The organism is Vibrio tritonius (genome assembly GCF_001547935.1).
GTDB lineage: Bacteria > Pseudomonadota > Gammaproteobacteria > Enterobacterales > Vibrionaceae > Vibrio > Vibrio tritonius.
On sequence record NZ_AP014635.1, the window covers coordinates 561,991 to 575,646 of the forward strand.

At 43.8% G+C, this 13,656-nt stretch carries 15 protein-coding genes and 1 other RNA gene; 10 read left to right on the forward strand and 6 right to left on the reverse strand.

What is annotated here, in order from left to right:
- Positions 1 to 97 precede the first annotated feature (97 nt).
- Positions 98 to 1,465: a Do family serine endopeptidase gene (locus JCM16456_RS02630; RefSeq protein WP_068712109.1), complete on the reverse strand. Its 1,368-nt coding sequence runs from the start codon at positions 1,463 to 1,465 to the stop codon at positions 98 to 100.
- Between the two features lie 123 nt (positions 1,466 to 1,588).
- Positions 1,589 to 2,038 (reverse strand): Z-ring associated protein ZapG, encoded by a 450-nt coding sequence (gene zapG, locus JCM16456_RS02635; RefSeq protein WP_068712111.1) that lies wholly within the window; start codon positions 2,036 to 2,038, stop codon positions 1,589 to 1,591.
- A 150-nt stretch (positions 2,039 to 2,188) separates the two neighbouring features.
- On the opposite strand from zapG, the gene zapE reads away from it, so the two are divergent.
- The 8 genes from zapE to sspB all read left to right on the forward strand — a co-directional run bounded on the left by zapE (position 2,189) and on the right by sspB (position 8,724).
- Positions 2,189 to 3,292 (forward strand): cell division protein ZapE, encoded by a 1,104-nt coding sequence (zapE, locus tag JCM16456_RS02640; RefSeq protein ID WP_068712115.1) that lies wholly within the window; start codon positions 2,189 to 2,191, stop codon positions 3,290 to 3,292.
- Positions 3,293 to 3,559: 267 nt separating this feature from the next.
- Positions 3,560 to 3,988, forward strand: coding sequence for a 50S ribosomal protein L13 (gene rplM, locus JCM16456_RS02645; protein ID WP_068712116.1), 429 nt, complete (start codon positions 3,560 to 3,562; stop codon positions 3,986 to 3,988).
- Positions 3,989 to 4,003: 15 nt separating this feature from the next.
- Complete coding sequence (gene rpsI / locus JCM16456_RS02650; RefSeq protein ID WP_068712117.1) at positions 4,004 to 4,396, forward strand: 30S ribosomal protein S9; 393 nt, start codon at positions 4,004 to 4,006, stop codon at positions 4,394 to 4,396.
- 539 nt (positions 4,397 to 4,935) lie between these two features.
- Positions 4,936 to 5,532 carry a ubiquinol-cytochrome c reductase iron-sulfur subunit gene (gene petA / locus JCM16456_RS02655; protein WP_068712121.1) on the forward strand — a complete coding sequence of 199 codons (597 nt, stop codon included), beginning with the start codon at positions 4,936 to 4,938 and terminating at the stop codon, positions 5,530 to 5,532.
- Positions 5,529 to 6,791, forward strand: coding sequence for a cytochrome b (locus tag JCM16456_RS02660; protein ID WP_068712123.1), 1,263 nt, complete (start codon positions 5,529 to 5,531; stop codon positions 6,789 to 6,791). Before petA ends, JCM16456_RS02660 begins: the two co-directional genes overlap by 4 nt.
- Positions 6,788 to 7,492, forward strand: a complete 705-nt coding sequence (locus JCM16456_RS02665) for a cytochrome c1 (protein ID WP_068712125.1) — start codon at positions 6,788 to 6,790, stop codon at positions 7,490 to 7,492. Before JCM16456_RS02660 ends, JCM16456_RS02665 begins: the two co-directional genes overlap by 4 nt.
- A 97-nt stretch (positions 7,493 to 7,589) precedes the next feature.
- On the forward strand, positions 7,590 to 8,225 hold the full coding sequence (gene sspA, locus JCM16456_RS02670) for a stringent starvation protein SspA (protein ID WP_068712127.1): 636 nt from the start codon (positions 7,590 to 7,592) through the stop codon (positions 8,223 to 8,225).
- Between the two features lie 10 nt (positions 8,226 to 8,235).
- On the forward strand, positions 8,236 to 8,724 hold the full coding sequence (sspB, locus tag JCM16456_RS02675) for a ClpXP protease specificity-enhancing factor (RefSeq protein ID WP_068712129.1): 489 nt from the start codon (positions 8,236 to 8,238) through the stop codon (positions 8,722 to 8,724).
- A 104-nt stretch (positions 8,725 to 8,828) separates the two neighbouring features.
- Here the strand turns inward: sspB and JCM16456_RS02680 are convergent, their stop codons facing one another.
- From JCM16456_RS02680 to JCM16456_RS02695, 4 genes are read right to left on the reverse strand one after another with little or no spacing between them, the layout of a single operon-like run.
- Positions 8,829 to 9,401: a BON domain-containing protein gene (locus JCM16456_RS02680; protein ID WP_068712131.1), complete on the reverse strand. Its 573-nt coding sequence runs from the start codon at positions 9,399 to 9,401 to the stop codon at positions 8,829 to 8,831.
- A gap of 4 nt (positions 9,402 to 9,405) precedes the next feature.
- On the reverse strand, positions 9,406 to 9,996 hold the full coding sequence (locus JCM16456_RS02685; RefSeq protein WP_068712133.1) for a phosphoheptose isomerase: 591 nt from the start codon (positions 9,994 to 9,996) through the stop codon (positions 9,406 to 9,408).
- 3 nt (positions 9,997 to 9,999) lie between these two features.
- Positions 10,000 to 10,368, reverse strand: coding sequence for a YraN family protein (locus JCM16456_RS02690; RefSeq protein ID WP_068712135.1), 369 nt, complete (start codon positions 10,366 to 10,368; stop codon positions 10,000 to 10,002).
- Positions 10,369 to 10,370: 2 nt separating this feature from the next.
- A complete protein-coding gene (locus JCM16456_RS02695) occupies positions 10,371 to 12,167 on the reverse strand; it encodes a penicillin-binding protein activator (protein WP_068712136.1) in 1,797 nt (598 codons plus the stop codon).
- A gap of 69 nt (positions 12,168 to 12,236) precedes the next feature.
- On the opposite strand from JCM16456_RS02695, the gene rsmI reads away from it, so the two are divergent.
- Complete coding sequence (gene rsmI, locus JCM16456_RS02700; RefSeq protein ID WP_068712137.1) at positions 12,237 to 13,094, forward strand: 16S rRNA (cytidine(1402)-2'-O)-methyltransferase; 858 nt, start codon at positions 12,237 to 12,239, stop codon at positions 13,092 to 13,094.
- A gap of 109 nt (positions 13,095 to 13,203) precedes the next feature.
- An RNA gene (rnpB, locus tag JCM16456_RS02705) (RNase P RNA component class A) lies at positions 13,204 to 13,596 on the forward strand.
- Positions 13,597 to 13,656 lie beyond the last annotated feature (60 nt).

Here is a 13,656-nt window from a genome sequence, read left to right on the forward strand (position 1 = left end):
GCTGATCACATTCCAACCTGGATGAGGATTTACCCATTCACTTGGCTGGCTGATTAAGCACAGACGATAGGCTGCTGCGCTTAATCGTTATGATGCCTTAACGGATGATCAAGTAGATAGATTGTTCACCACGCTGGATGTTCAACGCAAGTACGCCTGGTTTTTTCTCCAGAATCTTACGAAGATCCGCGATGTTTTTCACTCTTTGACGGTTGACGCCAATAATGATGTCATCTTTTTGCAGTTGATACTGAGCTGCTGGTGAGTTTTTCTCTACGCCGACCACTTTTACCCCTTGGATTGAATCGGCTGGAGTTGTGTTGCTGAATTGAGCACCAGCAAGACCTTGGTGGAGATCTGCTGCTTGAGTCTTGGTTTCGTTTTGTTCGCCTAATGTGACTTTATAAGTTTTTTTGTCACCATCACGGATAATGCCAAGAGTCACTTCTTTACCGGCACCCAGAGTTGCCACTTTAGCGCGCAATTCAGAGAAAGTATCGATGGTTTTGCCATTGACTGAGACAATCACATCTCCAGCTTTTAATCCTGCTTTATCGGCTGCGCTATCTGGAACCACTTGGCTGACAAATGCTCCTTTACTTGAATCTAAGCCAAGAGCTTCAGCCAATTCGGAATTTACTTCACCACCTTGAACACCCAACATACCGCGTTTTACTTCGCCATATTTTAGGATTTGATCGGTGAGGTTTTTCATCATATTAGATGGAATGGAGAAACCAATACCCACGTTGCCGCCATTTGGACCCAAAATAGCGGTATTGATACCAATTAACTCACCATTTAAGTTAACCAAAGCGCCACCAGAGTTACCACTGTTGATTGCCGCATCGGTTTGAATGAAGTTTTCGAAGTTTTCAATATTCAAGCCACTGCGACCCAAGGCGGAAATAATGCCTGAAGTGACTGTTTGGCCAAGGCCAAATGGGTTACCAATAGCAACGGCAAAGTCACCAACTCGAAGTCGGTCTGAGTCTGCTATCTTGATTTCAGTTAGGTGTTTGGCGTTTTTAAGCTGTAACAGGGCAATGTCTGACATTTTATCACCGCCGACCAGTTTCGCATCGTATTCACGGCCATCATGAAGTTGCACTCGAATTGAGTTTGCGCCATTGATAACGTGATAGTTGGTTACAACATAGCCTTTGTCTGCATTGATAATAACGCCTGAACCTAGTCCTTTAAATGGACGTTCTTGAAGTTGTTCAGTTGGGAAGTCAGGTCCAAAGAAAAACTGGAACTGTTCTGGAAGACGTTGACGGGAAACTTGAGTTCCTTCGACTGCAATACTGACCACCGCTGGCGTTACCTTTTCTAGCATAGGGGCTAAACTAGGTACTTGCTCTCCTTGAACGGTTAAAGGGAGAGCAGCTGATGCCGGTAGTGGGGTAATGATGGAACTTAAGCTTAAAGACAATGCGGTAAGAACAAGCAAAGGTTTTTTCATCATAAAACTCCTCAAAGATATACGCCTGTAGTTTGGATATATGTGCCAAACGAAAAAATTCAACAGACCCAATGTGAGTTATGACTCAAAAACCTTTGCAAAGTTCAGTCACTATTTTAACAATTAGCTTGCTCGGCTATTAACCACCTGTGATGAGTCTAAAATTTCTTTCTTATCATCGGTTAATAATCCTGTTGCACCAGAAGCATAGTCTTTCGGCGGTAATGCATTACTTTCTTCTTCGACAACGACGGTTTCGTCAGCTTGATGTTGTGCCATCGTTTTTTCAAACGGATTGTCTTGCTCTGGCATGTTTGGTAGCAAATCGACCGATGTTTTGGCCATGTGCTGATATAGCTTGGTGTAATCTTTGCCTAATGCATCTAGCATGTCAGCAGTTTGAGAGAAGTGGTCTGCAAGCTCTTGACGTTGTTGCTCTAGCTCGAATTTTGCAGTTTGCAGATCTTTGTGTAGGGACTTTTGAGATTTATACTGTGGCGTAGTCAGGCGCGCGATGATAATCCCGACAACAACGCCAACCAGCAGGCCTACAATAGCATATATCCAAGGCATAACAGCTCCTTATTGTTGTTATTTAACATGTTTTTCACCAATTGGTTACACATGCCCTAACCACATGTTACTATGAGTTTATGGTTGGGATAAAGCAAAAAGCATGTGCGCTGTGCGTCAGTTTTTTCTCTTTATAGATAGTAGACAGCAATGACTCCAAAGCAACGTTACGAACAAGATTTAGCAAAGTCAGATTTTCAAAGGGATCCAGCGCAAGCAATGGCTGTCGATGCTTTGGATCGCCTGTATCATCAATTAGTCGAATATGAACACGCACCAGCGGTAAAACTTAGCTTTTGGCAAAAAGTGATCCGCCAGAAAGTTGCAGTAGCGAAACCACCTAAAGGTCTCTATTTTTGGGGAGGTGTTGGAAGAGGAAAAACCTATTTAATGGATACCTTTTTTGATGCGCTACCAACTGAAAAGAAAATGCGGATTCATTTCCACCGTTTCATGCTCCGTGTTCATCACGAATTGGCTCAGCTTAGTGATGTGAGTGATCCGCTTGAAAAAGTGGCAGACACGCTTGCTAAAGAAACGGATATTATCTGTTTTGATGAGTTTTTTGTGTCAGACATTACCGATGCGATGATTTTGGGGACACTGTTTCAAGAGCTTTTCTATCGGCATGTTGTGTTAGTTGCTACATCAAACATTCCCCCGCAAGAGCTGTATCGAAATGGTCTACAGCGAGCTCGTTTTTTACCTGCGATTGCTTTGATCGAAGCTAATTGTGACATTCTCAACGTAGATAGCGGCGTTGATTATCGATTGCGCACACTAGAGCAAGCTGAAATCTATCATTTCCCTTTAGATGAAGATGCTCAGCAAAATCTAGAACGTTATTACCAGCAGCTTACGGGGGGTGGGCAATCTCATCTGCAGGTGATTACTATCAATCATCGTGATATTGACGTGATAAACACCTGCGATGGTGTGTTGCATGCGAGTTTCGCGCAATTGTGCCAAACCCCCCGCAGCCAAAACGATTACATCGAGATTTCTCGTTTATATCACACCGTTTTTTTGAGTGATGTTCATCAAATGGGCGCGACCATTGATGATGCTGCACGGCGTTTTATTGCTCTAGTGGATGAATTTTATGAGCGTCATGTGAAGCTTATTTTGTCCGCTGAAGTCTCTTTGGAAGAGCTATATACTCATGGTCAGCTTGAGTTTGAATTTGCTCGTTGTCAGTCTCGTTTAATAGAGATGCAAAGTCGAGAATATTTGGCCAGAGAGCATTTAGTTTAGGCATAAAGAGAGCTTTGCTGTATGATGCCCGCCGCACTTGCTTTTTCGCACGGTGAGAAGTGTTTTTTTTATTAAAAAAACGGAAAAAAATTAGCAAAAAAAGGTGATTTTTTCTTCGCTCTTCTCTATAATCCTGCGACCCACCGTTACTGCAGGTCTTTTTAGGCCGAGAGTGCCATCCACTCGAAGGGGTGATGACTGGGCTCTTAGACAGTGGGAGCAAATGCTCCTTTAAGTGTAAATTTGAATTAACGGGTAATTATTAGCATGAAAACTTTCGTTGCTAAACCAGAAACTGTAAAACGCGACTGGTACGTTGTAGACGCTGAAGGTAAAACTCTTGGCCGTCTAGCAAGTGAAATTGCATCTCGCCTACGTGGCAAACACAAAGCTGAATACACTCCTCACACTGACACTGGTGACTACATCGTAGTTATCAACGCTGAGAAAGTGACAGTGACTGGTAACAAAGCTAAGAACAAAGTTTACTACCGTCACTCTGAATTCCCAGGTGGTATTAAATCAATCACTTTTGAAAAATTGATTGACCGTAAACCAGAAATGGCGATTGAAACAGCAGTTAAAGGTATGCTTCCAAAAGGTCCTCTAGGCCGTGCTATGTACCGTAAGCTGAAAGTTTACGCTGGCGCTGAGCACAACCACGCTGCTCAACAACCAAAAGTACTAGACATCTAATTGGGGATTTCGAAAATGGCAGAGAATCAATACTACGGCACTGGCCGTCGCAAAAGCTCAGCTGCACGTGTTTTCATTAAACCAGGCAGCGGCAACATCGTAATCAACAAGCGTAGCCTTGATGAATACTTCGGTCGTCCAACTTCTCGTATGGTTGTTAAACAACCTCTAGAGCTAGTTGAGATGGTTGAGAAACTAGACCTATACATCACTGTTAAAGGTGGTGGTATTGCAGGTCAAGCAGGTGCTATCCGTCACGGTATCACTCGCGCTCTTATGGAATACGATGAGTCTCTACGTCCTGCTCTACGCGCAGCTGGCTACGTTACTCGTGACGCACGTCGCGTTGAACGTAAGAAAGTTGGTCTACGTAAAGCACGTCGTCGTCCACAGTTCTCTAAACGTTAATCTTTTCTTTACGAAAAGATCATCGTCCAGAATTGTTGGATTATGGCTCAAAAAGCTCGGCTTATGCCGAGCTTTTTTATTTTTGGTTAACCTCATTTCACTCTTTCTTCTGATTCTTTTCCCTTTGTTGTCGTATTTGTCATTATACCCAAGTAACCTCAAGATGCGGTTTCAGCGAGAATGTATTCGCTCATAGGCAAGGCACTGATTTGAACACATAGTTATTCTACGTAGAAAATCAGTAACGCAGCATAGGAGCGAATACAACTCGCCCCTTGGGAGCTCATCAACAAGCCCATTTCCGCGCCCAGTTACGTTGAAAGGGAATAACCATTCCTTCCGTCATTGAGCTTGACCTGTGCTCGTTGATGAAGCTCTGAAGTCTGCATCTTGAGGTCATTTGGGTATATAAATAATCCCTTTACCTGACAAGGAAATAGCGGTTTACTTAACTTCCGTTTATTCAATGATATTTAGGATGGTTGTGATCTACTGTTATGTGATTTTGGTGTGTGCTGTAGGTGGCAGGGGCTTTGTAAATGAGTCATGAATCGGTCGATCGCTTAGCAAGACGACGTTTTCTTACTGTTAGTACATCTGTGGTTGGGGCATTGGGTGTCGCGGCTTTTTCTGTTCCGTTTATTCGCGCTTGGCAACCAAGTGTGACGGCTCAAATAGCAGCAGCGCCTGTGGAAGTTGATATCTCTAAAATTGCTGAAGGCCAATTGATTCGTGTTCAATGGCAAGGTAAACCGGTATGGATTGTCCGTCGCCCTCCCGCCATGATTGAAGCTTTGAAACAGGCCGATAATCGATTATTAGACCCTTTGTCGACGCAAGCTCAGCAGCCTGACTATGCCCAGAATCCGTTCCGGTCGATTCGACCTGAAATCTTTGTCGCCGTGGGTATTTGCACTCATTTAGGGTGCTCACCTACCTACTTACCTAACACGTTAAGTGAGCATGTGACGGGGGTACAAAGTGGTTTTTTCTGCCCGTGTCACGGATCGAGTTTTGATATGGCAGGGCGTGTTTTTGCTGGTGGACCTGCAGCGTTGAATTTGGCTGTGCCCAAATACCGTTATTTGTCTGCCAATCGGTTACTGATCGGTAAAGACGAAGGAGATAATACGTGAACTCTCGGTTAGTGAATTGGATTGATGCTCGATTACCAATCAAAGAGGCTTTTCGTAAGCATGCCTCCCAATATCCGATTCCGCGTAATATCAATATTTGGTGGCTGTTTGGTTCTCTCTCTTTGCTCATTCTAGTTAATCAAATTCTTACTGGGCTTTGGTTGGCAATGAGTTATCAACCTACTGTAGAGCAGGCCTTTGCGTCGATACAAGAAATAATGCGTAATGTCGAATATGGATGGTTGTTACGTTATCTCCATGTCGTGGGAGCCTCCGCATTCTTTATCGTTATCTATTTACATATTTTCCGTGGCCTGCTTTACGGCTCTTATCAAAAGCCTAGGGAGTTGGTATGGCTAATAGGGATGGCGGCCTTTTTGGTGATGATGGCGGAAGCGTTTATGGGCTATTTATTACCTTGGGGGCAGATGTTGTATTGGGGCGCTCAGGTGATAACGTCTTTATTTAGCGCGGTGCCTGTGGTTGGGGATTCATTAGCGAATTGGATACGGGGTGACTTTGTGGTCTCTGGTATTACATTGAGCCGATTTTTCGCTTTTCACGTGATCGGTTTGCCGCTGATATTGTTGCTCTTGGTGTATCTACATATTATTGCGTTGCATCAAGTGGGATCGAATAACCCAGATGGTATCGAGACGAAATTACCCAAAGGAACAGTGCAAGAACCAAGTCGATTTACGTTTCATTCTAGCTACACCAAAGACCACGATATTGTCGACTGTGTTCCCTTTTATCCTTATGGCGTTGTAAAAGATCTCTTTGGTATTGGCGTATTTTTAATCTTATTCAGTTACATCCTTTTTTTTCATCCGGGCTTAGATGGCTACTTTTTAGAAGCGACGAATTATGTTCCAGCCGACCCAATGCAAACGCCTGAGCATATTGCTCCGCTTTGGTATTTCACCCCTTTTTATGCGGTGTTAAGAGCTGTACCCGATAAATTATTCGGTGTTTTTGCCATGTTGATGGCGGTTATATTACTGTTCTTTCTGCCATGGATAGATCGCTGCTCGGTACGTTCTTTTCGTTATCGTAGCCGACTACATCGAGGAAATCTGCTGCTTTTTGTAGTCAGTTTTATTGCGCTAGGTATTCTTGGTAGCCTGCCTGTTACAACACTCAATACCGTGTTAGCGCGAATTTTTAGTCTGTGCTATTTCATGTTTTATGTGTTGCTCTTTTTTTATAGTAAACGAGAGAAAACGACTCCTCTGCCAAAAAGGGTCACTATGAAATGAAAAGTGTACAGGGCTTTTTTCTCGTTTTACTCGCCATGTTTTCTTTTGCGGCACAGGCGTTAATGACAGCCAATAATGACCTTGATGATATCGAGTCATTGCAAAGAGGAGCGCAGTATTATTCTCAATATTGCTTGGCGTGCCACAGTATGGAATACCAACGTTACCGAACGGTTGCTCAAGACTTACACATCAGCAAACAAGCCATGCGAGCCAGTATTATAGTTGATCCTCAAGTGCATTGGTCAGAACCTATGCAAAGTGTGCTAGCTAAAGACAACATGGAGGCGTGGTTAGGTGTAGCGGCTCCCGATCTCACATTGGCTGCCGGTCAATATTCAGTTGATTGGTTGTACACTTTTTTGCACCAGTTTTATCGTGATGAACAACGATCATTAGGGGTGAATAATCTGTTAGCGCCTAATATCATGATGCCCAATGTGCTTGAAGGTTTACAAGGCAGTCAGTCTTTGAGCCGAGAGTCTGATGGGGTGATGGCATTAATGCCGACGAATAAAGGCATGTTGAGCCAAGCCGAGTATGACCAATTGGTTCGCGATTTGGTGAATTATCTCGCGTATACCACTGAACCTAAACAACAAGTTCGCAGTGAGCTTGGGCTATGGGTGATAGGCTTTTTATCTGTTTTTACTATACTCAGTTTGTTGCTGAAGAAAGAATATTGGCGTGATGTGCACTAATTGTGCTATTATGCCGTGCTATTTCCCGATTTTGAATTAATCAATGGAGGCTTGTCCCTCCATTGTTTTTATCTGTTTAAGTGTGCTGGAGGGCTCCATGGCTGTAGCTGCCAATAAACGTTCTGTGATGACTCTGTTTTCAAGTGCCACTGATATGTATAGCCATCAGGTTCGCATCGTGCTGGCGGAAAAAGGCGTGAGTTTTGAAGTTGAGTTGGTTGACGAAAATAACCTACCAGCGGAACTGATCGAACTGAATCCATACAAATCAGTACCGACTCTTGTTGATCGCGAGTTGGCTTTGTACGATTCAAAAATCATCATGGAATATCTTGATGAGCGTTTTCCTCATCCACCATTGATGCCTGTATACCCAGTTGCTCGTGGTAACAGTCGTCTAATGATTTATCGTATCGAGCGTAACTGGTATTCACTTGCTGAGAAAATCGTAAACGGTACTGCAGAAGAAGCTGAAACTGCTCGTACTCGTCTACGTAATGATTTGCTTACTTTAGGTCCAGTATTTGCTGAGTTTGAATACTTCATGAGTGAAGAGTTCAGCCTTATCGATTGCTACTTGGCTCCTCTGCTATGGCGTCTACCTGTATTAGGTATTGATTTGATTGGCCCAGGTTCAAAAGAACTTAAAGTTTATATGAACCGCGTATTTGAGCGTGATTCTTTCTTGGCTTCTCTAACTGAAGCAGAACGTGAGATGCGTCTGGCGCGTTAATGGTTGCCTGATGGATATTGATAATATGACTCCACGCCGCCCGTTTATGCTTCGTGCATATTACGATTGGTTGTTGGAGAATGATCTCACACCTCATCTGGTTGTCGATGCCACGTTAAATGGTGTCAAAGTGCCACTTGAGTATGTTCAAGATGGTCAGATTGTATTGAATATCGCACCTCGTGCAGTTGGTAATTTACAACTGGGCAATGATGAGGTGACGTTCAGTGCTCGTTTCGGTGGTCGTCCACATTTGGTGATTGTACCTTTGTATGCGGTACAGGCTGTCTATGCGCGTGAAAATGGTGCAGGCACTATGTTTGAACCTGAACCTGCGTACATGGATATGATGGTTGAAGAAGATGATTTTGATGACATAGAAGAGACGGAAGATACGATGTCTCTCGTGACTGCAGAATCAGACGATGATCATGAACCAGACCCTGACGATGAACCGCCAAGACCACGTGGCCGTCCAAGTCTGAGAGTGGTGAAATAACGAAACTGCATCTCGCATAATGATAAAATAAAAAGCAGCGTAAATACGCTGCTTTTTTTGTTACTGCGATTGTAACTCTAATCTACGTGGTTAACTCTTTCAAATTAATCCGCGTAGTTAAAACCGCGCACCACTTCTTTGACGCCAGAGATATTACGTGCAACATCGGTCGCAATTTGCGCTTTATCACGAGTAATGTAGCCAAAGAGATACACTACTTTATCTTCGGTCTCTACACTGACTTTCACGCCATTAAGCTCAGATTTGGTTAGCAAGGCAGATTTCACTTTAGTCGTGATCCAACTGTCTTCGCTCACTTGGCTAAAGGAAAGTGGTTCTTTCACTTCGACTCGATTATGCAGCTCACGCACGCCTTTCATGTTACGCACTTCTGCTGCAAATTTATCAAGTAAGTCCTGTTGTTTGGCTTGACCAATCAGTACGACCTTACCTTGATAAGATACGGAGGTAATACGTAATTGATTTTTATAAGGTGCTTTATGGCTAAGGCCACCAATATTAAGCTCTAGGTGGTTATCATCCCAAATTTGCTGTGCAGAGCGTGGGTCGGTAACCAAGTTGGCAGTTGTTGCTGCGCCCGCAATAAAAATACCGGCACAGCCCGTGACGGAAAATAACACTGTTAATGCTAGTAAAAAGTGTCGATATTTTTTCACTCGATTAGTCCTCGTGTGCTGGGAACAATACTTGATCAATCAAGTCGCACAAGCAGTGGAGTGTTAGCATATGCACTTCATGAATGCGCGCTGTTCGCTGAGATGGAATACGAATTTCTACATCGTTTTCACCCAATAAACCTGCCATTTCTCCGCCATCTTTGCCTGTTAGTGCAATGATGGTCATGTCTCGAGTCACTGCAGCTTCCATTGCTTTGATGATGTTTTGGCTGTTACCACTGGTTGAGATCGCAAGCAATATATCACCAGGCTGGCCTAGAGCGCGGACTTGCTTAGAAAAGATCTCTTGGTATGCATAATCATTCGCTACGGCTGTTAACGTTGTGGTGTCTGAAGACATGGTTAATGCTGGTAGGCTAGGGCGTTCAGTTTCAAAACGGTTTAATAAACAAGACGTAAACTGTTGCGCGTTGGCTGATGAGCCACCATTACCACAGCAAAGTAATTTATTGCCGTTTAATAGGGTTGCCACCATAGCTTGTGCAGCATGCATGATGGCATCTGGTAATGCTTCTGCTGCTGCAATTTGAATTTGAATGCTTTCGGTAAAACTGTCTTTAATGCTGTCTAGCATTGATTATCCTTCGGTAATTGCGTTCTTTATCCACTCAATATGGCGACCCGAATCTTGGATCGCAACCACATCAAACCGGAAATCCGTGTTGTGTACATTGAGGTGTTGTTTTTTCATCCATATCATAGCCGAACGAATCAGACGTTTTTGTTTCTGCTTCGTGACCATTTCAGCGGCATGACCATGACGTGGGTTATCTCGATATTTTACTTCGACAAAGACCAACGTCTGTTTGTCACGCATCACTAAATCCAACTCCCCGCCGCGAATTACAAAGTTTTTCTCGACGAGGAAAAGGCCGTGGCGGATCAGATAATCTGCCGCTTGTTGTTCATAGAATAATCCCGTTTTACGGCGATTAAACAGACCCATAACTAGTGTTTAGCCCAACTGATCTCACGTTGTACAACACACTGCTCGTCAATGCTCAGAACACCAGTTTGTCCGTTAATGGTATAACCTTGGACCACTTTCATCTGAGGTAATTCCATCATTAGTCGATATGCATCCATACCAAGTGCTTGCAAACGACGTTCACCATTAGAGTCTTTTGGCCATAGACGTTCCATTTGGTTTGAGATTGAAGTGTCTGGATGAACCAGTAGTGGAATGTCACTGTAAGTAACGCCACTCAAATCTTCATATTGATGCCCATTACCATTACTTGTTGAATTGGAGAACAGACGTGGTGGCTGTGTATCTGGGTTAATCGCCACTTCAATAAATGGCTTGATTAACGTGAGATCTGCACTGTTTGCCACAATGTAAACCGAATCAATATCTCGACGACTGCGCGGCTGGCTTTGCAGCTTCATATTGGTTAACTCTTCCATCTGCGCGATGTTTTGTTGGCTGTCTTGCAAACCAAAAATTGAGTTAATATTTCTTTGCAATTGGCGTTTGTCACCAAACAAGCTTACAGCCACTTTGTTTTTGCTGTATTTACGCCATTCATCATTAAAGGCATCAACGACACGTTGACCATAGCTGCCATCAGGGGCGAGCAGTAGAGGGTATTGATAACCTTGGCTGAACAAATGCTTAGCTGCTTGCGCGACTTCTTGTTCTGGCGATAACGTGAGATAACAAGTTTGATAGCCTTCTTCTAGCTCTTCTGGAATATTCAGTGCAAGCATATTGATAGGCTTACTGTGACTTTCTTGAAGTTTTTGCAATGCCTCGATCTTGTCTTTTTCCAGCGGACCAACAATAAAGTCGATGTTTTTGTCGGTCAGTGTTTGATCAATCTGCTCTATGCTTTGCGCATTAGTGTCGATGACCGTGAAGCTAGCATCGGGTTTACGTGTTTGGTCATTCATTAATGACATAATAAAACCATCACGAATCAGCTGTGCTTGACGTGCGTATTTACCGGTTAACGGTAACAGCAAAGCTGTACGGCTAGGCTGGGCAATGTCCATCGCTAAGATATCTTGAATATCTTTCGGGGTATTTAATGCGGCTGGGTGTTGTGGGTTTTCTGCTAACCAGTTTTTCAGCGTATTCTGCAGTTGTGGGAGATCACTACCCATGGTCTTCATATAAACGGCAAGTTGTAACCAACCATCTAACACATCTTCATCAGGTTTGGTCGCTAAGCTCGTGATGCTGTGTCCATTATATTTACTTAAATTAGCCCAGACTTGGTCAGAAATGCCTTCCCAACTGCCTTGCGGGGTGTAGTCATATAAAGCGACTAGCTCGCGGCTTGAATCGAAAGGTTGCTCCAAATTGGTATAAATATCTGCTTTGAGCTGGTGATAATTTTTCCATTGCTCGTCAGACAGTTTCCAATAAGGTTTGAAATTAAGTTGTGCTAGAGCCTTATCATACTGCTCAACATTAGTGAGTAGATGCGCTTTGTTCAGTTGCCATTCTGCCATTTGCATCGAGCTAAGCTTCTGTTTCGATAGGCGTTTACTGATAAGCTCTGCTTGTTCAGTGTTGTTGGCGACAATCGCGGCTTTCATGGCCATGATCAACAGGTCATTTTGCAAACTACCTTGAGTGGTATCGGCTTGCATAATGTACACTTGTGCGGTTTCACTTGGTTCGTTCGTTATATCGACAAAATCAGGTGCTGAAGGTTTAGACGAACAAGCCGCTAACATGATCGCGAATGCAACAGGAGTGAGTAAGCGTGGTACACTGCGTCTCTGATGGTTTTTCATAGCCATGAGTTCTTAAGTTAATCCGTGTAAAATTGTCTCTATATTAATCGTTGAAGTGATGGTAAACAAATGACAGATAGCAAAACCTTGGACGTCCCTACGTTATACATAGTTCCGACGCCAATTGGTAACCTTGGCGATATTACCCAAAGAGCGTTAGATGTACTTTCCAATGTTGATGTTATCGCTGCGGAAGATACACGCCATACGGGTAAATTGCTTTCTCACTTCAATATACAAACTAAGACGTTCGCCTTGCATGATCACAATGAACAGCAAAAAGCTCAAGTATTAGTTGAGAAATTATTAGCGGGCCAGTCCATCGCTTTAGTTTCAGATGCTGGTACGCCCCTTATTAGTGACCCAGGTTATCATTTAGTCAGCCAGTGTCGTCAAGCGGGTGTTAAAGTTACGCCACTTCCTGGTGCGTGTGCTGTGATTACTGCCTTGAGCGCTTCTGGGTTGCCATCGGATCGTTTTAGTTTTGAAGGCTTTTTCCCAGCGAAAAGCAAAGGTCGCAAAGACAAATTGCTTGAGATCGCCAAAGTTGAACGTACTTGTATTTTTTACGAATCGCCACATCGTATCACCGAATCATTACAAGATATGCTCGAAATTCTTGGTCCTGATCGCGAAGTTGTATTGGCGCGTGAGTTAACCAAAACTTTTGAGACGATTCAGGGGTTACCACTTGGTGAATTGGTTACTTGGATTGAAGAAGATGACAACCGCAAGCGCGGTGAAATGGTATTACTGATTCATGGCTATCGTGAAGATAAAGCCAGTGGTATTCCCGATGAAGCGCTGCGTTCGTTAACGATTCTGGTCAAAGAACTGCCTTTGAAAAAAGCAGCGGCGTTGACAGCAGAAATTTATAATCTCAAGAAAAATGAACTCTACAAATGGGGTTTAGAGAACTTAGATTAATTGATATTGAGTTTAGAATCGGTGTAAGTTTAACCGTTTGGTAGGCAATTAGCAGAGTTTCTTGATTCTTCCTAGACACTGACGGCGGTTATCTATATTATTCGCGGTCGGAGTTGGCTGGGTAGTCGCTGCTTCATTGACGTCCCTTAACCTTGTGTTAGGGAGACTGATGGAGGGGAGGAAAGTCCGGGCTCCAAAGAGCAGGGTGCCAGGTAACGCCTGGGGAGCGTGAGCTTACGACAAGTGCAGCAGAGAGAATACCGCCGATGGCCTTCGGGTACAGGTAAGGGTGAAAGGGTGCGGTAAGAGCGCACCGTGCGACTGGTAACAGTTCGTAGCAAGGTAAACTCCACCCGGAGCAAGACCAAATAGGCTTCCACATAGCGTTGCTCGCGTTAGGAGGCGGGTAGGTTGCTTGAGCCAGTGAGTGATTGCTGGCCTAGACGAATGGCTACCGCCGCGCAAGCGGAACAGAACCCGGCTTACGATGCCGACTCCACCTATTCTAAACCCATCATGGCTCTCGAGTTATGATGGGTTTTTTGCTTTATATTGACTCAGC